Raw genomic sequence first — 18334 nt, 5'->3', positions numbered from 1 at the left:
TGGTGCCATCCCGAGAGGTGAGGACCCGCTGTGATCATTGACATGCCGGACACCACGACCAACCACGTCAACAAGCGCCTCGTCCGGCTGCGTGACGAGGGTGGTGCGGTGGCCCTCGGCCGCGTGCTCACCCTCGTGGTGCTGGCCGACGAGCGGGACGTCGAGGAGTCGGTCGAGGCCGCCAACGACGCGAGCCGTGAGCACCCGTGCCGGGTGATCGTCGTCGCGCCCACCGCGCGAGGCACCGAGGGCCGCCTGGACGCTCAGATCCGGGTGGGCGGTGACGCCGGTGCCTCCGAGGTGGTGGTGCTGCGCGCCTTCGGCCCGCTCCTCGAGCGGACCGACACCCTGGTGATGCCGCTCCTGCTGCCCGACGCGCCGATCGTGGCCTGGTGGCCGCGTGAGGCTCCCGCTGTGCCGTCGCAGGACCCGGTGGGCGCCATGGCGGCCCGCCGGATCATCGACAGCACCGTCGCGAAGAACCCGGTCGACATGCTCGCCAACCTCGCGGGGACGTACGCCCCCGGCGACACCGACCTCGCCTGGGCGCGCGTGACCCTGTGGCGGGCGATCATCGCGGCCGCCATCGAGCAGCCGCCGTTCGAGCCGGTGCTCTCCGTGACGGTCGAGGGGCAGAAGCGGCACACGTCGCTCGACCTGCTCGCGGCGTGGCTCGGCGCGCGGCTCAAGTGCCCGGCCGAGGTGGTGCGCACCACCAGCGACGACGCGATCACTCGCGTCACGCTCGAGCGCAAGAGCGGGCCGATCGTGCTCGACCGGCCCGACGGCCGCACCGTCACGATCACGCAGCCGGGCAAGCCTGCCCGCCGGATCGCCCTGCCGATCCGGGCGCTCAACGAGGCCCTCATCGAGGAGCTGCGCCGGCTCGACCCGGACGAGATCTTCGAGGAGGCCCTCATCCGCGGTCTCAAGCACGTGACAGCCCGGACGGCCGCCTGATGTCTCGGCCGCAGGGCTCGACGCCGGGGGTGCGGCTCGTCGTCGTCCACCCCGACAAGGAGGTGCTCGCGCAGGCGGCGGCCGCCCGGCTGCTCACGCGCGTGCTGGACGTGCAGTCCGTCCGCTCCCCCGTCCACGTGGTGCTCACGGGTGGCTCCGTCGGCATAGCGACGCTCGCAGCGGTAGCCGCGAGCCCGCTGGTGCCTGCCGTCGACTGGTCGAGCGTCCACCTGTGGTGGGGCGACGAGCGGTTCCTGCCGGACGGCGACCCCGACCGGAACGAGACCCAGGCACGGGAGGCCCTGCTCGACGGCCTCGTCGCCGAGCACGGGCTCCCCGAGGCCAACGTCCACCCCATGCCTGGGCCGTCGTCCGTCGCGACCTCGGAGGAGGGCGCAGCGGACTACGCGACGCTCCTCCGCGAGCACGCGGGCGAGCAGGACGAGGAGCAGGGGGGCGTCGCGGTTCCCGCGTTCGACGTCCTGCTGCTCGGCATGGGCCCTGACGGGCACGTCGCTTCCCTGTTCCCCGGCCACGAGGTCCTGGCCGCGCAGGGCACGACCACAGGCGTGCACGGTTCGCCCAAGCCGCCGCCGGAGCGAGTCTCGCTCACCTTCGACGCAATCCGGTCCGCCCGCGAGGTCTGGATCGTCGCTGCGGGGGCAGAGAAGGCGGAGCAGGTGGCGGCCGCGCTGGCCGACGGTCCGGTCACGGAGGTGCCCGCTGCGGGCGCCGTCGGGCAGGCTCGCACGCTGTGGCTCCTGGACGTGGAAGCGGCGGGCGCGCACGCGTAGCAGCCCGTCCCGAACACCAGCGGCGAAGCAGAGCGCCTGTCCCGGTCGACCGACCAGGGCAGGCGCTCTGCTTCGCCGCTGCAAAAAACCTTAGCGTGCTACGCGTCCGCCGCGGCGGGTGCGCAGTGCCTCGAGAGCCTCCTCCAGGAGGGCGGCGCCGTCCTCCTCGGAGCGGCGCTCCTTCACGTAGGCGAGGTGCGTCTTGTACGGCTCGTTCCGCACCGGAGCCGGCGGATTGACCGGGTCCATCCCCGCAGGGAAGCCGCAACGCGGGCAGTCCCACTGCGTGGGGGCCTCCACGTCCTCGCCCACCGAGAACGTCGGTGCCGTCTCGTGCCCGTTGGCACACCAGTAAGAAACCCGGATGCGCGGGGCTGTGTCGCCGCGCTCCGTCTCCCCGAGAGGGCCGGCGCCTACCCGGCTCCCCCGAATCGCATGACCACCTGATGCCACGTCTGTCGTCCCCTCTGTGTGTGGCCGTCAGCTGCTAGGCGCTTGGCGACCGGGTCAGCTGACCTTCTGGATGAGCCCGAGCAGGACGATCACCACAGCCCACACGAGGGCGAAGGCGACGGTGATGCGATTGAGGTTCCGCTCGGCCACGCCGGAGGAACCGGCGCCCATCGAGATACCGCCACCGAACATGTCGGACAGTCCGCCACCCTTGCCCTTGTGGAGCAGGATGAGCATGGTGAGGAAGCCGCTGGTCAGGACCAGCAGGACTTCCAGGATGATGCGGAGCGCGTCCACGGGTTCACGTCCTCGGTTGTAGGTGTGCCGGGCGTGTCCCGGCGGCGGATCGGTCAAGAGTAAGCGAGACGTACCTCACAGTGCGAACCCCCTGTTCAGGGCCTTGCAAGGCCTTGAACAGCAGTCACACCAGGAACATCACGCCCGAGCGAGGGTACCTCAGCCAGGTTGCGGGACGGTCTCGGTCAGGCGATATCCAGGGAAATCTGACCTGCGGTCTCGGTCGACCGCCGTGCGGGGCCTCCGGGTCACGGGAGTGACCCGGAGGCCCGACGGGTGACGCTCGGTCAGGCGACGACGTGCGACTGGTAGCGCGCGATCTTCGCGAACTCCTCCGGGTCCAGGCTCGCACCGCCCACGAGGGCGCCGTCGACGTCGGGCTGCGCCATGATCTGCGCGACGTTGCCCGACTTCACCGAGCCGCCGTACAGGACGCGGACGCCCTCGGCGACGGTCTGGTCGCACAGCTCGCCGAGCACCCGGCGGATCGCGCCACAGACCTCCTGCGCGTCCTCCGGGGTGGCCACCTCGCCCGTGCCGATGGCCCACACGGGCTCGTAGGCGATGACGATCTGCGCGATCTGCTCGGTCGGGACGTCCGCCAGCGCGGCCTCGACCTGCGCGAGCGTGTGCGACACCTGGTTGCCCGCCTTGCGGACCTCCAGGCCCTCGCCGACGCACAGGATCGGCGTCAGGCCGTGCGCGAAGGCTGCACGGACCTTGTCGTTGATCAGGTCGTCGGACTCGCCGTGGTGCTCGCGGCGCTCGGAGTGCCCGATCGCCACGTAGGTGCAGCCGAGCTTCGCGAGCATCGCGCCGGAGACCTCACCGGTGTACGCACCGGACTCGTGCTTCGAGATGTCCTGGGCGCCGTAGACGAGCTCCAGCTTGTCGCCGTCCACGAGCGTCTGCACGGACCGCAGGTCGGTGAACGGCGGCAGCACCGCCACCTCGACGGCGGTGTAGTCGTGCTTGGCGTCCTTCAGGGACCAGGACAGCTTCTGGACCGTGCTGATCGCCTGCTGGTGGTCCAGGTTCATCTTCCAGTTGCCCGCCATCAGCGGCGTGCGAGTGGTTGCCACGTGTCTCTTCCTTCTCTCAGGGGTACTACTGATCGGTCGGCCGGGTCGGCAGGGCCGGCTCAGCCGGCGCTGCACCTTCGGCTCAGTCGGCGCTTGTCTGCCGCCTGAGCCTGCGGTTTGCTCCCGGCGATGCGCCTCGTTCCTCGGCGCTCCGCCGTCGCTGCACCTTCGGCTCAGTCGGCGAGGACGGTGAGGCCGGGGAGCTCCTTGCCCTCCAGCAGCTCGAGGCTCGCGCCGCCGCCGGTCGAGATGTGGCTGAACCCTGCCTCGTCGAAGCCGAGCGCGCGCACGGCCGCTGCCGAGTCGCCGCCGCCCACGATGGAGAACGCACCGTCCGACGTCGCGTCGATGATGCCCTGCGCCACGGTCGTGGTGCCCGCTGCGAACGCCTCGAACTCGAAGACCCCCATGGGGCCGTTCCAGGCGATGGTCTTCGCGTCGGCCAGCTTCTCGGCGAACAGCTTGCCCGACTCCGGGCCGATGTCGAGGCCCATGGTGCTGTCAGGGATCGAGTCGGCGGCCACGACCTGGTGGGGCGAGTCGGCCGCGAACGAGTCCGCCGCGACGATGTCGGCGGGCAGCACGATCTCGACGCCGTTCTCCTTCGCCGACTCGATGTAGCCCTTGACGGTCTCCACCTGGTCGTCCTCGAGCAGCGAGCTGCCGACGGAGTGGCCCTGGGCCTTGAGGAACGTGAAGACCATGCCGCCGCCGATGAGCAGGCGGTCCGCCTTGGTCAGCAGGTTCGCGATGACGCCCAGCTTGTCGGACACCTTGGACCCGCCGAGCACGACGGCGTAGGGGCGCTCGGGGTCGCCGGTCGCCTTGGACAGGGACTCGACCTCGTTCAGGACCAGGTCACCTGCAGCAGCGGGCAGCACCTGCGCGACGTCGTACACCGACGCCTGCTTGCGGTGCACGACACCGAAGCCGTCCGAGACGAACGCGTCGGCGAGCTGCGCCAGCTCGCCGGCGAGCTCCGCCCGCTCCGCGTCGACCTTCGAGGTCTCGCGCGCGTCGAAGCGGACGTTCTCCAGCAGGGCGACCTGACCGTCGGCCAGTGCGTCGACCGTCTCCTTCGCCGACGGACCGACGAGGTCCACGGCGAGCGGCACGTCCTGGCCCAGCAGCTCACCCAGGCGGGCCGCGACGGGCGCGAGGGAGAACTGGGGGTCCGGTGTGCCCTTGGGGCGGCCGAGGTGCGCCATCACGACGACGCGCGCGCCGGCGTCGGTCAGCCGCTTCAGCGTCGGCAGGGCCGCGCGGATGCGGCCGTCGTCGGTAATGACAGTCGTGCCGTCCTCCTCGGACAAGGGCACGTTGAAGTCTGAGCGGACCAGGACGCGCTTGCCGCGCAGGTCGCCGAGGGAGTCGATGGTCTTCATAGGAGCACTCCAGATCGAGGTACCGGCAGGTTCCGTGACATGACGACGTCCGCGTGCGCCGGCTGGCCGATGCGCACGCGGACGTCGAGGATCACGCTGGGAGAAAAGCCGTCAGAGCTTCTCGCCGACGAACACGGTGAGGTTCACGAGGCTGTTCGAGTAGCCCCACTCGTTGTCGTACCAGGCGACGACCTTGACCTGGTTGCCGATCACCTTGGTGAGCTGCGAGTCGAAGATGCTCTGGTGCGGGTTCGTCACGATGTCCGAGGAGACGATCTCGTCCGTCACGTACTCCAGGACGCCCTTGAGCGGGCCCTCGGCGGCGGCCTTGACGGCGGCGTTGACCTCGTCGACCGTCACCTCGCGCGGTGCCTCGAAGGTGAGGTCCGTTGCCGAGCCGGTGATGACCGGGACGCGCAGCGCGTAGCCGTCCAGCTTGCCCTTGAGCTCCGGCAGCACCAGCGCGACGGCCTTGGCGGCACCCGTCGTGGTGGGGACGATGTTCTGCGCGGCCGCACGGGCGCGGCGCAGGTCCTTGTGCGGGCCGTCCTGCAGGTTCTGGTCACCCGTGTAGGCGTGGATCGTGGTCATGAGGCCACGCTCGATGCCGATCGAGTCGTTCAGAGCCTTGGCCAGCGGGGCCAGGCAGTTCGTGGTGCACGACGCGTTCGAGATGATGTTGTGCACGGCCGGGTCGTACAGCTCGTTGTTGACGCCCATCACGAAGGTGGCGTCCTCGTTCTTGGCCGGGGCCGAGATGATGACCTTCTTGGCGCCGGCGTCGATGTGCGCCTTCGCCTTGCTGGCGTCCGTGAAGAAGCCCGTGGACTCGATGACGATGTCCGCGCCCAGCTCGCCCCAGGGGAGGTTCGCGGGGTCGCGCTCGGCGAGCGCGCGGATCTTCTTGCCGTCCACGATGATGTTCTCGTCGTCGAAGTCGACGGTCTTGCCGAGGCGGCCCAGCACCGTGTCGTACTTGAGCAGGTGCGCGAGAGTCTTGTTGTCGGTCAGGTCGTTGACACCCACGACCTCGATGTCTGCACCCGACTCGACGAGAGCCCGGTAGAAGTTCCTGCCGATACGGCCGAAGCCGTTGATGCCGACGCGGATGGTCACAATGCCCTCCTCAGGGGGCGCCGGCCGTCCCGGCGCACACGTTTCCTTGTATCTGTCGCCACTGGCGTCGATGGTCGACGGCACAGTGCGTTGCCGGGTAGTCCGCGCGCCGCGACCTCGCGACGACCCGTACGGGAAACGCGATGGTCACGGCGTCGTCACCTGACGATTTCGAGCCTATACCCGATCACTGCCGAACCGTGACCCGAGCCGGACAGCATGGAACTCACGGTTCTGTTCGTTCTCACAACCCGGATCTCGCGACCCGGGCCTCGCCGCGCATGTCAGAGGTCGAGCAGGTCGGCCGGCAGCCCGGCCTCGGTGTCGGGGATGCCGAGCTCGAGGGCGCGCTTGTCCGCCGTCGACAGCAGGCGGCGGATGCGGCCCGCCACGGCGTCCTTGGACAGCTGCGGCTCGGCCAGGCGGCCCAGCTCCTCGAGCGACGCCTGCTTGTGCGCGAGGCGCAGCTCGCCCGCCTGGCGCAGGTGGTCGGGCAGCTCGTCGCCCAGGATCTCGAAGGCCCGCTGCACGCGCGCACCCGCCGCCACGGCAGCCCGGGCAGACCTGCGCAGGTTCGCGTCGTCGAAGTTCGCGAGGCGGTTCGCGGTACCCCGCACCTCGCGGCGCTCCCTGCGCTCCTCCCAGACCTTGAGCGTCTCGGGCGCGCCGATCCGTTCCAGCATGCGCCCGATGGAGTCACCGTCGCGGATCACCACCCGGTCGATGCCGCGCACCTCGCGGGACTTGGCCGCCACCCCGAGGCGGCGGGCCGCACCGACCAGCGCGAGCGCCGCCTCCGGGCCGGGGCTGGTCACCTCGAGCGCCATGGACCGGCCCGGTTCCGTCAGGGAGCCGTGCGCAAGGAACGCACCGCGCCACACCGCCTCGGCCTCCTGCACGCCCGCTGACACCACCTCGGGCGCCAGGCCGCGCACAGGGCGGCCCCGTGGGTCCAGGAGGCCGGTCTGGCGGGCGAGCGACTCCCCCTCGCGCACCACCCGCACCACGAACCGCGAGCTCTTCCGCAGCCCGCCCGCCTGGACCACGATGAGCTCGCTCGTGTGCCCGTACAGGTCGTGGATGGCATGTCGCAGCCGGGTCGCCGCCGCCTCGGTGTCGAGCTCCGCCTCGATCACTACCCGACCGGAGATGATGTGGAGCCCGCCCGAGAACCGCAGTGTCGCGGAGACCTCTGCCTTACGGCAGGACGTCTTCGCCACCCGCACCCGCGCGAGCTCCTCCTTGACCTGTCCCGTGAGCGCCATGGCGTCATACTGCCATGGTCACGCGCGGACCATACGGGTGGAATCGCGGATGCTCGGGCGAATTGTCCCGGCGTGTCGCCTGTCGGGTGCGGACAACCCTGGTCACGACCGCCCGTGGCCCGCGGAAAAGCGCCTCATCGCGGCGCCTTCTCCCCTGCCGTCACGGCGAACGGCAGGTGGTTGCCCGCCAGCGGTGCGGCGCTCGTCCCGAAGTCCGTGAACGCGTACGGCAGGTTCACCGCCCGGTTCAGGTCCAGGCGCAGCGTGCCCGACGCCGCGACGGACGCGTCGGTCGTCTCGCCGACGGTACCGTCCGGCTCGCCGGGAGCCGTGACCCGGAGCACGCGCCACGGCGCGACGTCGTCCGCCTCGTCACTGAACACGACGACGGGCGACGTCAGCGTGCCGGTGAGCGCGAGGCTGGCGACGCGCCCGCCGATCACCACGTCGATCTCACCGAGCACCTCCACGTGGTGCACCAGACCCGGGCGCGCCGAGCCGACCGTGACCTGCTCGGGCTCGTCGTACCAGCGCACGGGGACGTCCAGCACCCAGGCGGGATCGTAGTCGAACGCCGGCACGCTATCGGTCCCGGTGCGGGTGACGGCCTGCGGGTCGCGCGGCCGGACCCCGTAGCGGCCCGTGCGCAGCACCACCTCCACCGCCACCTCGTGCTCGTCGGGCGCACCCGCCGCGGCCCGGCCCTCCGGCACGAACGTGCCGACGACCCGGCCACGCCCCTCGCGGACGGCGACCGCCGTCGGCCCCTCCGGCTCGACCCGGTCGCCGGCCAGCACCGTCGTGTCCCCCTGCGCGGGCTGGGTGAACAACGTCCCGTCCGCAACCCACCACTCACCGGGGAGCCCGGACAGCCGCCGCGGCTGCGACGTCGGCCAGTACAGCGCGACCGGACTCAGCGGCCCGTGGGGCTCACGCACCTCACGCTCGCGCGCGGCGCGCCACGCGACGTGCGCCGGAGCCCCGTCGGCCTCGATGGTGGTCGTGCCGGCCGTCGCGGTGTGCGGAGCCTCGGTCATCTCATGTCCTCTCGTCCGGGGTGCCGGCTGCAGCGGCGATTGCCCCACCGCTATAGGACGGCCCGGGACCCCGATTCGTTGTGGCACGCCACGGGTGAAGTTTCCGCCGGCGCTGCCTCACGGCCCGTCCAGCCGGCGGTACGCGCGGTCGTGATAGACCAGCGGGGGTGCACCGGAGGCCACGGCACCGGACAGCGCCCGCACCGCCACCAGGTGGCTGTCCCCCACCGGCGTCCGCTGCACCACCCGTCCCCGCAGCCAGGCCACCGCCCCCTCGATCACCGGCTCGCCCGTCGGCAGCCGCACCCAGCCGCCCGCGGCGAACCGGTCGATCCCGCTCGTCGCGAACCGTGCCGAGACGTCCGACTGCCCCGCCGCGAGAAAGCTGATCGCCACCGTGCGGGCCCGCGCAAGGGCCGGCCACGACGAGGACGAGGTCGCCAGCGAGAACGCCAGCGACGGCGGCGCGGCCGACACCGAGATGACCGACGTCGCGGTGAACCCCACCAGCCGTCCGCCGTCCGCCAGCGCGACCACCGCCACCCCGGCCGGGTGCCGCCGGAAGACCGCCTTGAACTCGTCGGAGCCCACACCGGGGCCGCTCAGCACCGTCAGGTCGGTCAGCTCGGCGGTCACGAGGCCACCTCCGCCGGCGCTGCGGGCACTGCCCTGCCGAGCGTCGCCGTCCAGCGCTCCGCCCACGTATCGAGCAGCGGCCCGACCTCGGCGAGCCGGTCCTCGGTCACCGCGAACGTCCGCGTCGGCACCACGGCCCCGAGATCGGTCAGCACCGGCCGCAGGTGCACCTCGCCCGCCGACGCGTGCGCGGCGCTCGCGGAGACCACGACGGGCACGGCGACGACGTCGGCGAGCGCGTCCGGGCCGTACCCGTCGAGGAACGCCTTGAGCAGGCCGGTGTACGACGCCTTGTAGACAGGCGTCGCCACCACCACGAGCCGCGCCGCCGCCACCCGGTCCCTGGCGGCGGTCACGGCCGCCGACCCGGTCAGCACCGTCGGGGCGAGCAGCGCCAGGTCGACCGGCTCCGCCGGGTGCAGGCCGAGCGCGCCCGCCAGCCGGTGCGCGACGGCCTCGGCCACCCCCAGGGTGCGTGAGCCGGGCCGGGGATTGCCGCTGAGGACCACCAGGCCGCCCTCGCCCGGCCGCCGGTCCTGGTCCCGGCGGCCGGCCGAGCCGGTGGCGGCCGTCATGCCGCCACCCGCTCCGCCTCGCGGTCGCGCTGGGCGACGCCCTCCTTGACCAGCGGGATGACGTACCGGCCGAAGTCGATGGCGTCGTCGAGCAGGTCGTAGCCGCGCGCGGAGATGACCCGGACGCCCAGGTCGTAGTAGGCGAGCAGCGCTTCGGCGACCTGTTCGGGCGTGCCGACCAGCGCGTTGGAGTTCCCTGCGCCGCCGGTCGCCTTCGCGGTGGCGGTCCAGAGCGCCGTGTCGAACCGCTCGCCCTGGGCCGCGATCTCCAGCAGACGCTGCGAGCCCGCGTTCTCGGGCTTGTCGATCGGGTGGCGCCTGCTCAGGACGCCGCCCTGCGCCGCCTTCCGGGCCTCGATCCGGCCAAGGACGTCGTACGCCTTCTCCCAGGCAAGCTTCTCCGTCGGCGCGATGATCGGCCGGAACGCGGCATGGATCCGCGGGGGCGTGGCGCGGCCCGCCGCCTGCGCCTCTGCGTGGACGCGGGCGATCTGCTCGGCGGTGCGGACGAGGGGTTCGCCCCAGACGGCGTAGATGTCCGCCTCGGCCGCGCCGACCGGGTAGGCGGCGTCCGACGAGCCGCCGAACGAGACGGTGGGCACGTGCCCTTCGTACGGCTTGGCGTCGAGGACGAAGTCGTCGAGGTCGTAGAACTCGCCGTGGTGGTCGAACGGCTCGGCGCTGGTCCACGCCCGCTTCACGATCTGGATGTACTCCCGGGTGCGGGCGTACCGCTGGTCCTTCGTGAGGGTGTCGCCCTCCCTGCCCTGCTCGTGGTCGTTGCCGCCCGAGATGAAGTGCACCGACAGCCGGCCACCGGAGAGCTGGTCAAGGGTCGCGAACGTCTTGGCCGCGTACGTCGGGTACGACACGTTGGGCCGGTGCGCCAGCAGCAGCTCGATGGCCGGCACGTGCACGGCCACGTGCGCAGCGAGCGCCGCCGGCTCCGGGCCGGACGAGCCGTAGGCGAACAGGACGCGGGTCCAGCCGTTGTCCTGGTGGGCGCGTGCGATGCGGACCAGGTAGTCGGGGTCGACGGGCCGCGTGGTGCGCTCGCTGGTCTCGGAGGCGTCGTTGGTCGTGGCGATGCCGAGGAACTCGACGGGCATGGTGGTTCTCCTTGGGATACGGGGTTGGGTACAGGGCTGCGAGGGTGGGCAGGTCAGGCCGCGCCGGCGATCCGGCCGGTGACACCCCATGCGTCGGCGAGCAGCTCGAACGAGCGGCGCGTCTCGGCGGGGTCGTGGGTGGCCGTGGTCACGAGCAGCTCGTCCGCGCCGGTCACGCGGACGAGCGTGTCGAGGCGCTCGACGACGGTGGCCGGGTCGCCGACGATCCGGGTGTCGACGCGGTCGGCCACCAGCGCGCGCTCGGCGTCGGGCCGGTCGGTCCACGCGGTGGCCGCCGACGGTGACGGGTAGGCCATGGCGCCGCCCTCACCGCGGCGGATGGACAGCACCCAGTCGGCGAACGGCTCGGCGAGCAGGCGTGCCCGTTCGGGCGTCCTGGCGACGAGCACGTCGGCCGACACGGCCACGTAGGGCTCGGCCAGCACCCCGGGCCGGAACGCGGCCCGGTAGGCCGCGACCGTGTCAAGGACCGTGGCGGGGCTGACGTGGAAGTTGGCCGCGAGCGGAAGCCCGAGCTCGCCGGCCACCGTGGCGCTCTCGCCGCCGCTGGAGGCGAGCAGCCACAGGTCCAGCGCTGCGCCCTCGACGGGCGGGCTCGTGTGGGCGCGGCCGGTGCGGTCGCGGTACGTGCCCCGTTGCAGCGAGAGCACGAGCTCGACCTCCTCACGGAAGCTCGCGGGCTTCCGGTGCGCGCCGATCACCTCCTGCTGGACCAGGAGCCGTTCGCGCAGTGCCGGGCCGCCCGGCCCGTTCGGCGGTGCGGGCGGCACGTACAGGCCGTCGACGAGCCGTGGGACCGCGGGGGCGGGCGGCCTGGCGGGGCGTGGGGTCACCGCGTCCGGCCCAGCGTCCGGCTGGTCCGGCGGCACCGTGAAGGCGCGCCCGAGCCCGAGGTCGACGCGCCCAGGGTGCAGGGCGGCGATGGTGCCGAACTGCTCGGCGGCGATCAGGGGTGACGTCGTGGACAGCAGCACCGCGCCGGAGCCGACCCGGATGCGCGTGGTGCGGGCGGCGACGGCGGCCGCGAGGACAGCGGGTGACGCAGCCGCGACGCCGGGCGCCAGGTGGTGCTCGGCGTACCAGACGCGGTGGTACCCCAGCGCGTCCAGGTCGACAGCGAGCGCCACGGCGCGCTGGATCGCCCCGATGCCGGTGGACCCGTCGGCGACCAGGGCGAGGTCGAGGACGGACAGCGGTACCCGCCGCGCCGTCATCGGGGGGCCTTCTCGCCCGCCGGCACGGCGAACGGCAGGTGGTTGCCCGCCGGCGGGGCTGGGCACGTGCCGAAGTCGGTGAACGCGTACGGCAGGTTCTCCGCGCGGTTCAGGTCGAGCCGTAGCGTGCTCGACGTCGCGGGCCCCGGGCCCGGCGGCGTGGCGCGCACGAGACGCCACGGCGCCACGTCGTCGGTCTCGTCGGTGAACAGCAGGGCCGGCTCGATGAGGCTGCCGGTCAGTGCCAGGGTGGTGACCGTCCCGTCGCGGACGACGTCGACCTCGCCGAGCACCTCGACGTGGTGCACGAGGCGGGGCCGGGCCGCGCCGACCGTCACCGGTTCGGGCTCGTCGTACCAGCGCACCGGCACGTCCAGCACCCAGTCCGGGTCGTGGTCGAACGTGGGGACGCCTGCGAAGGCCGTGCGCGTGGCGGCCTGGGGATCACGCAGGCGAAGGGCGTACCGACCGGTGCGCAGCACCACCTCGACCGCGACCTCGTGCTCGTCGTCGGCGTCGTCCCGCCCCTGCGGCAGGAAGGTGCCGAGGATGCGGCTGCGCCCCTCGCGGACCCCGATCGCCGTGGGACCCTCCGGCTCCACGTGCTCGCCGACCAGAACCGCGACGTCCCCGGGCGCAGGCCGGGTGAACAGCGTGCGGTCGGCGACCCACCACTCGCCGGGCACCCCCGGCAGTCGCTGCGGCGTCGACGAGGGCCACAGCAGGGCCGTGAGGCTCAGCCAGCCGTGCGGGGTGCGCAGGTCGCGCTCGCGGGCGGCGCGCCAGGCGGCGTGCTCCCGGGCCGCGGCGTCGGGGGTGCCCGAGCTCGCCGTGCCCCTCGCTGTCGTCGGTGTCTCGGTCATGTCAGGTCCTTCCGGTCGGGGTGCCTGCGGGTGCGGGCACCGGGGATCGCCGCGATCAGCTCGGCGGTGTACGGGTGGGCCGGGCGGTCGAAGACCTGCCCGACGGGCCCGGTCTCGACCAGCCGCCCGGCGTTCAGCACGCCGACGTGGTCGGCGACCTGCCGGACGACCGCCAGGTCGTGCGAGATGAACAGGTAGGTCAGGCCGCGCTCCGCTCGCAGGCGGGCCAGCAGGTCCAGCACCCGGGCCTGCACGGAGACGTCGAGCGCTGACGTCGGCTCGTCGAGCACCAGGACGTCCGGGTCGGGCGCCAGCGCCCGCGCGATCGCCACCCGCTGGCGCTGCCCTCCCGAGAGCTCGGCGGGCCGGCGTCGGGCCAGGTCCGGCGAGAGGCTCACGTCTTCGAGGAGCTGCGCCGCCCGGTCGCGGCGCTCCGCGCGGTTCCCGACCCGGTGCGCGCGCAGCGGCTCCGCCACGACGGCGGCCACCGTGAACCGCGGGTCCAACGACGAGTACGGGTCCTGGTGCACCAGCTGGGTGCGCCGCCGGGTGGCCCGGTCGCCGCCCACGGGGGCGCCGTCCAGCTCGACCGTGCCCGCGTCCGGCCGTTCCAGGCCGAGCACGAGCCGCGCCGTCGTCGACTTTCCCGAGCCCGACTCCCCCACCAGCGCGAACGCCGAACCTTGCGGCACGGTGAACGACACGTCGTCGACGGCGCGGAACCGGTCGCGGCGGCCCAGCCGGAACTCCTTGACGAGCCCGCGGGCAGCCAGGACGACGGGTCGCGGCACCGGCGGCTCGGCGGCGGCCCTGCTCGTGGCCGACGTCCCGCTCCTGGCCGGCATCCCGCTCGTGGCGGGGGTGCCCGACGCTGCTGTTCCTGCCGCAGCGGGTGCGTTCGACGCGCTTGGCACAGTATTTTGGCCGGGCACGGCGGCGACCAGCTCCCGCGTGTACGGGTGCTCCGGCGCGCCGAGCACGCGCCCGGCCGGCCCTTCCTCGACCACGACGCCGTCCCTGAGCACCACCACCCGGTCGGCCCGGTCGGCGGCCACCGCGAGGTCGTGGGTGATGAGCAGCACCGCGGTCCCCGCACGGGACGTCAGGTCGGCCAGCAGGTCGAGGACCCGCCGCTGCACCGTCACGTCGAGGGCCGACGTCGGCTCGTCGGCGATCACCAGCTCCGGCTCGCACGCCATGGCGATGCCCACCAGCACGCGCTGCCGCATCCCGCCCGACAGCTGGTGCGGGTACTGCCGCGCCCGCTGCGCCGGCCGGTCGAGCCCGACGTCGCGCAGGATCTTGACAGCTCTCTCCCGCGCGGCGCGGCGCGGCGTGCCGTGCACCACGAGCGCCTCCGCGACCTGCTCCCCCACGCGCTCCACAGGGTTCAGCGCGGTCCCCGGGTCCTGCGGCACGAGCCCCACCCGCACGCCCCGGACGCGGCGCCAGGCGTTCGGCTGGAGCCCGCTGAGCAGCCCCGTGAGCGGCTCGGTACCGAGAACCACCTCGCCAGAGGTGACCCTGCCGCCGTCGGGCAGCAGGCCGATCAGGGCGTGCGCGGTGGTGGACTTACCGCTCCCGGACTCGCCCACCAGGGCGACCACCTCCCCCGGCCGCACGTCCAGGTCCACGCCGTGCACCACCTCCCGGCCGCCGTAGGCGACGCGCAGGCCGCGCACGCGCAGCAGGGCGCCCGACGGCGTGGGCGCGCCCGCCGGGACCGGTGCGGTCGGTGTCTCCGGCGCGTGCGCAGCGCCGACCCCTGTCGCGCGAGGCTCTGTCGTGCGGGCCCCTGTCGTGAACGTCATCGGTCGGTCCTTCCGTCGCGGGTGAGTGCCCGGCCGAGCGCGCCGACCGCGAGCACGAACAGGACGATGACGAGACCCGGCAGCGTCGAGTACCACCAGGCGACGGCGAGATAGTCGCGGCCCTCCGCCACGAGCGAGCCCCACTCGGGGGTGGGCGGCGTGGCGCCGTACCCGAGGAAGCTGAGGGCGGAGACCGCGAGGATCACCGCGCCCAGCTCGACGGCCGCGAGCGCCAGCACCGGTCCCGCCGCGTTCGGCAGCACGTGCCGCAGCACCACGGCGGTCCGGCCCGCGCCGGCCAGCCGCGCCGCCTCGACGTAGGTGGCGTGCCGGACGCGGAGCACCTGGCTGCGCATGACGCGGGCGAACGTCGCGACGGACGCGATCCCCACGGCGATCGCCACCTTCACGGTCCCGAAGCCCAGCGCGGTGACGACGGCGAGCGACAGCAGCAGGCCGGGGATGGCGAGCAGCACGTCGGTGGCGCGCATGAGTACCTCGTCGACCGCGCCCCCGGCGGAGCCCGCGACGAGGCCGAGGCCGGACCCGGCGACGAGCGCGACGCCGATCGCGATCAGCGCGGCGCGTACGGACAGGCTCGTGCCGTGCACGGTGCGGGCGAACAGGTCGCGTCCGAGGTGGTCGGTGCCGAACCAGTGCGCGCCGTCCGGCGGGAGGAGCTTGTCGGCGGGGACGCCGGTGACGGGGTCGTGGCTGGTGAACAGCCCGGGTGCGAGGGCCCAGACGAGCACAAGGGCCACGACCGCGAGCGCGAGCAGCGGGCCGGGACGGGTCAGGATGCCGGTCATCGCGTGCCCTCCCCTGCGAGCGCACCAGGAGCGGTGCCGGAGCGGGTGCCACGGCCGGCGTGCGGGGCGCTCAGCGCTCTGGGGTCGAGGAGGGGGTGGGCGAGGTCGACCAGGAGGCTGGTGGCGACGAAGACCGCTGCGGCGACGACCACGAGGCCCTGGACCACCGGGATGTCCTGCGTGGTGACGGCGTTCTCGACGAGCCGGCCGAACCCCTGGCGGGAGAACACCGTCTCGACCACGACGGTGCCGCCGAGCAGGTTGCCCACCAGTACCCCGAGCACCGTGACGGTCGGCAGGGACCCGTTGCGCGCCACGTGGGCGCCGAGCACCCGGGCGCGGCCGGCGCCCTTGGCGAACGCGGTCTCGACGTAGGGCGCTCGCCAGGCCTCGCGCAGCCCCTGGGACAGCATCTGCGCGACGACGGCGGCGAGCCCTACCGCGAGCGTCACAGCGGGTAGGACCAGGGAGGCGAAGCCCTCGTTGCCGACCGCCGGGAAGACGAACCAGGTGAACGAGAAGAGGTGGAGCAGCACGAGGCCCACCCAGAACCCGGGCACCGCGACGCCGAGCGGCGGCAGCGACAGCAGCAGGCCGCGCAGCCAGGCGGCCCGGGTCCAGGACGCCAGCGTCGCGATCCCGACCCCGCCCGCGAGGCCGAGCACGAGCGCGAGGCCTGCGAGCTTCGCCGTCTCCGGGAACGCGTCGGCGATGAGGCCGGTGACGGGCGCGCCGCTGCTGATGGAGGTGCCGAGGTCGCCGGTGAGGGTGCGTCCGAGCACGGTCAGGTACTGCTGGAGCGGGCCCTGGTCGAACCCGTAGCGCTCGCGCAGCTCGGCGACACGTGCGGGGTCCACGCGCTCGCCTCCTGCGCCCTGGTCGAGCATGATCGCCACGGGGTCGCTGGGCAGCAGGTACAGGACGAGGAACGACACGGTGAACGCCGCCCAGAGGACCGCGACGGCGCCGGCCACCCGGCGCAGGACGTGGACGAGCATCAGCCCTGCTCGATCCAGGCGTCGTGGAACAGCAGGCGCGAGGAGGCGTCGAAGGCCACGCCGTGCACGTGTCCGCCGACCCCTATCGACTGGGCGAGCTCGAACAGCGGGACGGCGAGCCCCTGGTCGAGGATCTCCTCCTGGGCGTCCGCGACGAGCGCGTCACGGGCGGCCGGGTCGGCCTCGCCGAGCTGGTCGTCGAGCAGCGGGTCGACGACGTCGTCGGGCTCGCGCAGGCTGAGGTTGCGCTGGGCGGTGGCGAACTGGGTGCGCAGGATGTCGGCGTCGGCCCGCGTGACGTTGTAGTAGTACAGGTCGTAGTCGCCGGAGTCCTGGGCTGTGGACTGCTCGGCGGCCGTGAGCTGGCGCAGCGTCAGCTCGACGCCCACGGCGCGCAGCTGCTGGGCGGCCAGCTCCAGCACCGCCGTGCTGCCGGTGAACACCGGCGTGTACGTCACCTCGATCGCCAGCGGCTCGCCGTCCTTTCCGCGTATACCGTCCGGGCCCGGCAGCCACCCCGCGGCGTCGAGGACCGCCCCCGCCTCTGCGGGATCGAAGGCGAGCCGGTCGGACAGGTCGGCGTAGCCGGGCGTGGTGGAGGCGAGCACGCTGGTGGCGGGCTCGAACGCGTCGGAGAGGACGGTGTCGACCAGCTCCTGGCGGTCGATCGCGAGCAGGAGCGCGTGCCGCACGTCCGGGTCGTCAAGGGGCGGGCGGGTGACGTTGGGCTGGAGCACGAACGGCACGCCCGGGTTGGCGCGGGTCAGCACCTCGCCACCGGAGCCCTCGACCTGCGGCACGTCCTGCGGCAGCACGTCGCCGACGGCGTCGAACTGGTCCGACGCGAGGCCGCCGGACCGGACGCCGGACTCAGGGACCACCGAGAACTCGATGCGGTCGAGATAGGCCGCACCCTCGTGCTCCGCCGACGCCGGCGCCCAGTCGTAGCCCTCGCGCCGGGTGACGACGGCACCCTGGTCCTGCGTGTAGCTCTCGAGCACGAACGGCCCCGAGCCGACGATGCCGCCCTGCAGCCGCTCTGCGGGGTCGGTCCGCGCGGTCTCCGCGGAGAGGATCGCGAGCGACACCGTCGACGTCGCCTGGAGGAACTGCGCGTTCGGCTCGTCGAAGACCACGGTGGCGGTGCGCTCGTCGGGCACCTCGGTCTTCTCGTAGCCGGCGAGGTAGCTCGCGGCGAGCGGCGCCGTCGCCCCGAGATCACCCGCCACGGCGTCGAGGCTGGCCCGCACGTCGTCGGCCGTGAGCGGGCTGCCGTCGGAGAACGTCACGCCGTCGCGCAGGCGGAACGTGAAGCGGGTCAGGTCCGCGCTGACGTCCCAGCTCTCGGCGAGCCACGGTTCGATCTCGCCCGTTTCGGGGTCCTGGTCGGTGAGCGAGTCCGCGAGCTGGCGGGCGACGTAGATGCTGACGTTGGTACCGACCTGCTGCGGGTCGACGCCCTGGGGCGCCGCCCCGAGCGCGAACCGGAGCGTGCCGCCCGACGCGGGTTCGGTGGGACCCGTCCCTGACGCGGTGCCGGGACCGGCGCAGGCGGCGAGCAGCGCCGCAGCGGCAAGGGCCGCCGCCGCGAGAGCTGGGGCGGTGCGGGCCGGGCGGGCGGGGCGCTGCGCTTTCGGGTTCGGTGCTGGGCGGTGGTGGCGGGTCCGGACCATGAGGCGTCCTCTCGGGGCATGGCGAAGCAGACCTGCGCGACGGTGTGCGCAGGTCCGTCACCGGCGGTGACGTGGGGTGCTGGGGGGTCCGGCGGGCAGGCCGGACGGCGCGAGGCCAGATGGCAGAGCGCGGCGTCGCCGGCCCGGAGGGGGCACGACGAGGACAGGCCGCGAGGGCCGTGCGGTGTGGGGGCGCTGCTGGGTCCTACCTGGGTGCGGTCAGCGACAGCCGGGGC

General features: G+C 73.3%; 18 protein-coding genes. 2 read left to right on the top strand and 16 right to left on the bottom strand.

Annotation, left to right across the window (positions count from 1 at the left end):
* Positions 1 to 30 precede the first annotated feature (30 nt).
* Both opcA and pgl read left to right on the top strand, forming a co-directional pair.
* Positions 31 to 960 (top strand): glucose-6-phosphate dehydrogenase assembly protein OpcA, encoded by a 930-nt coding sequence (opcA, locus tag ACFS27_RS14920; RefSeq protein ID WP_377184330.1) that lies wholly within the window; start codon positions 31 to 33, stop codon positions 958 to 960.
* A complete protein-coding gene (gene pgl, locus ACFS27_RS14915) occupies positions 960 to 1754 on the top strand; it encodes a 6-phosphogluconolactonase (RefSeq protein WP_377184328.1) in 795 nt (264 codons plus the stop codon). Before opcA ends, pgl begins: the two co-directional genes overlap by 1 nt.
* Before the next feature lie 90 nt (positions 1755 to 1844).
* Here pgl and ACFS27_RS14910 read toward each other — a convergent pair whose 3' ends face one another.
* The 16 genes from ACFS27_RS14910 to ACFS27_RS14835 form a co-directional block, all read right to left on the bottom strand.
* Positions 1845 to 2207 (bottom strand): RNA polymerase-binding protein RbpA, encoded by a 363-nt coding sequence (locus tag ACFS27_RS14910; RefSeq protein ID WP_253874992.1) that lies wholly within the window; start codon positions 2205 to 2207, stop codon positions 1845 to 1847.
* 54 nt (positions 2208 to 2261) lie between these two features.
* Positions 2262 to 2504: a preprotein translocase subunit SecG gene (secG, locus tag ACFS27_RS14905; RefSeq protein WP_377184325.1), complete on the bottom strand. Its 243-nt coding sequence runs from the start codon at positions 2502 to 2504 to the stop codon at positions 2262 to 2264.
* 287 nt (positions 2505 to 2791) lie between these two features.
* Positions 2792 to 3562, bottom strand: a complete 771-nt coding sequence (gene tpiA / locus ACFS27_RS14900) for a triose-phosphate isomerase (RefSeq protein WP_377191045.1) — start codon at positions 3560 to 3562, stop codon at positions 2792 to 2794.
* A 197-nt stretch (positions 3563 to 3759) separates the two neighbouring features.
* Positions 3760 to 4971, bottom strand: coding sequence for a phosphoglycerate kinase (locus ACFS27_RS14895; protein WP_377184323.1), 1212 nt, complete (start codon positions 4969 to 4971; stop codon positions 3760 to 3762).
* A 111-nt stretch (positions 4972 to 5082) separates the two neighbouring features.
* Positions 5083 to 6087 carry a type I glyceraldehyde-3-phosphate dehydrogenase gene (gap, locus tag ACFS27_RS14890; RefSeq protein WP_377184321.1) on the bottom strand — a complete coding sequence of 335 codons (1005 nt, stop codon included), beginning with the start codon at positions 6085 to 6087 and terminating at the stop codon, positions 5083 to 5085.
* A 284-nt stretch (positions 6088 to 6371) separates the two neighbouring features.
* Positions 6372 to 7352 carry a DNA-binding protein WhiA gene (gene whiA, locus ACFS27_RS14885; protein ID WP_377184319.1) on the bottom strand — a complete coding sequence of 327 codons (981 nt, stop codon included), beginning with the start codon at positions 7350 to 7352 and terminating at the stop codon, positions 6372 to 6374.
* A 134-nt stretch (positions 7353 to 7486) separates the two neighbouring features.
* A complete protein-coding gene (locus ACFS27_RS14880) occupies positions 7487 to 8389 on the bottom strand; it encodes a DUF1684 domain-containing protein (RefSeq protein ID WP_377184317.1) in 903 nt (300 codons plus the stop codon).
* 117 nt (positions 8390 to 8506) lie between these two features.
* The gene (locus ACFS27_RS14875) at positions 8507 to 9025 is read right to left on the bottom strand and encodes a flavin reductase family protein (protein WP_377184315.1); all 519 of its coding nucleotides are present in this window, start codon (positions 9023 to 9025) and stop codon (positions 8507 to 8509) included.
* The gene (locus tag ACFS27_RS14870) at positions 9022 to 9600 is read right to left on the bottom strand and encodes an NADPH-dependent FMN reductase (RefSeq protein WP_377184313.1); all 579 of its coding nucleotides are present in this window, start codon (positions 9598 to 9600) and stop codon (positions 9022 to 9024) included. The genes ACFS27_RS14875 and ACFS27_RS14870 overlap by 4 nt, the downstream gene beginning before the upstream one ends.
* Positions 9597 to 10709 (bottom strand): LLM class flavin-dependent oxidoreductase, encoded by a 1113-nt coding sequence (locus tag ACFS27_RS14865; RefSeq protein ID WP_377184311.1) that lies wholly within the window; start codon positions 10707 to 10709, stop codon positions 9597 to 9599. Before ACFS27_RS14865 ends, ACFS27_RS14870 begins: the two co-directional genes overlap by 4 nt.
* 53 nt (positions 10710 to 10762) lie before the next feature.
* Positions 10763 to 11944 carry an LLM class flavin-dependent oxidoreductase gene (locus tag ACFS27_RS14860; protein WP_377184309.1) on the bottom strand — a complete coding sequence of 394 codons (1182 nt, stop codon included), beginning with the start codon at positions 11942 to 11944 and terminating at the stop codon, positions 10763 to 10765.
* Entirely contained in the window at positions 11941 to 12807 is an 867-nt protein-coding gene (locus tag ACFS27_RS14855) for a DUF1684 domain-containing protein (protein WP_377184307.1), read from the bottom strand. Before ACFS27_RS14855 ends, ACFS27_RS14860 begins: the two co-directional genes overlap by 4 nt.
* Positions 12804 to 14618 (bottom strand): dipeptide ABC transporter ATP-binding protein, encoded by a 1815-nt coding sequence (locus tag ACFS27_RS14850; RefSeq protein ID WP_377184305.1) that lies wholly within the window; start codon positions 14616 to 14618, stop codon positions 12804 to 12806. The genes ACFS27_RS14855 and ACFS27_RS14850 overlap by 4 nt, the downstream gene beginning before the upstream one ends.
* On the bottom strand, positions 14615 to 15427 hold the full coding sequence (locus ACFS27_RS14845) for an ABC transporter permease (protein ID WP_377184303.1): 813 nt from the start codon (positions 15425 to 15427) through the stop codon (positions 14615 to 14617). Before ACFS27_RS14845 ends, ACFS27_RS14850 begins: the two co-directional genes overlap by 4 nt.
* Positions 15424 to 16425, bottom strand: coding sequence for an ABC transporter permease (locus tag ACFS27_RS14840; RefSeq protein WP_377184301.1), 1002 nt, complete (start codon positions 16423 to 16425; stop codon positions 15424 to 15426). The genes ACFS27_RS14845 and ACFS27_RS14840 overlap by 4 nt, the downstream gene beginning before the upstream one ends.
* Positions 16425 to 18098: an ABC transporter substrate-binding protein gene (locus ACFS27_RS14835; protein ID WP_377184297.1), complete on the bottom strand. Its 1674-nt coding sequence runs from the start codon at positions 18096 to 18098 to the stop codon at positions 16425 to 16427. Before ACFS27_RS14835 ends, ACFS27_RS14840 begins: the two co-directional genes overlap by 1 nt.
* Positions 18099 to 18334: the final 236 nt, after the last annotated feature.

Origin of the sequence: Promicromonospora vindobonensis (assembly GCF_042685865.1) — a bacterium.
Taxonomy (GTDB): Bacteria; Actinomycetota; Actinomycetes; order Actinomycetales; family Cellulomonadaceae; genus Promicromonospora; species Promicromonospora vindobonensis.
This window is presented reverse-complemented; position numbering and strand designations above follow the sequence as displayed.

What these genes read in the sequence shown, in the direction of transcription:
- pgl (WP_377184328.1), top strand. Translation starts at nt 960, where the DNA reads ATGTCTCGGCCGCAGGGCTCGACGCCGGGGGTGCGGCTCGTCGTCGTC.
- tpiA (WP_377191045.1), bottom strand. Translation starts at nt 3,562, where the DNA reads ATGGCGGGCAACTGGAAGATGAACCTGGACCACCAGCAGGCGATCAGC.
- ACFS27_RS14895 (WP_377184323.1), bottom strand. Translation starts at nt 4,971, where the DNA reads ATGAAGACCATCGACTCCCTCGGCGACCTGCGCGGCAAGCGCGTCCTG.
- whiA (WP_377184319.1), bottom strand. Translation starts at nt 7,352, where the DNA reads ATGGCGCTCACGGGACAGGTCAAGGAGGAGCTCGCGCGGGTGCGGGTG.
- ACFS27_RS14880 (WP_377184317.1), bottom strand. Translation starts at nt 8,389, where the DNA reads ATGACCGAGGCTCCGCACACCGCGACGGCCGGCACGACCACCATCGAG.
- ACFS27_RS14870 (WP_377184313.1), bottom strand. Translation starts at nt 9,600, where the DNA reads ATGACGGCCGCCACCGGCTCGGCCGGCCGCCGGGACCAGGACCGGCGG.
- ACFS27_RS14865 (WP_377184311.1), bottom strand. Translation starts at nt 10,709, where the DNA reads ATGCCCGTCGAGTTCCTCGGCATCGCCACGACCAACGACGCCTCCGAG.
- ACFS27_RS14860 (WP_377184309.1), bottom strand. Translation starts at nt 11,944, where the DNA reads ATGACGGCGCGGCGGGTACCGCTGTCCGTCCTCGACCTCGCCCTGGTC.
- ACFS27_RS14855 (WP_377184307.1), bottom strand. Translation starts at nt 12,807, where the DNA reads ATGACCGAGACACCGACGACAGCGAGGGGCACGGCGAGCTCGGGCACC.
- ACFS27_RS14850 (WP_377184305.1), bottom strand. Translation starts at nt 14,618, where the DNA reads ATGACGTTCACGACAGGGGCCCGCACGACAGAGCCTCGCGCGACAGGG.
- ACFS27_RS14845 (WP_377184303.1), bottom strand. Translation starts at nt 15,427, where the DNA reads ATGACCGGCATCCTGACCCGTCCCGGCCCGCTGCTCGCGCTCGCGGTC.
- ACFS27_RS14840 (WP_377184301.1), bottom strand. Translation starts at nt 16,425, where the DNA reads ATGCTCGTCCACGTCCTGCGCCGGGTGGCCGGCGCCGTCGCGGTCCTC.
- ACFS27_RS14835 (WP_377184297.1), bottom strand. Translation starts at nt 18,098, where the DNA reads ATGGTCCGGACCCGCCACCACCGCCCAGCACCGAACCCGAAAGCGCAG.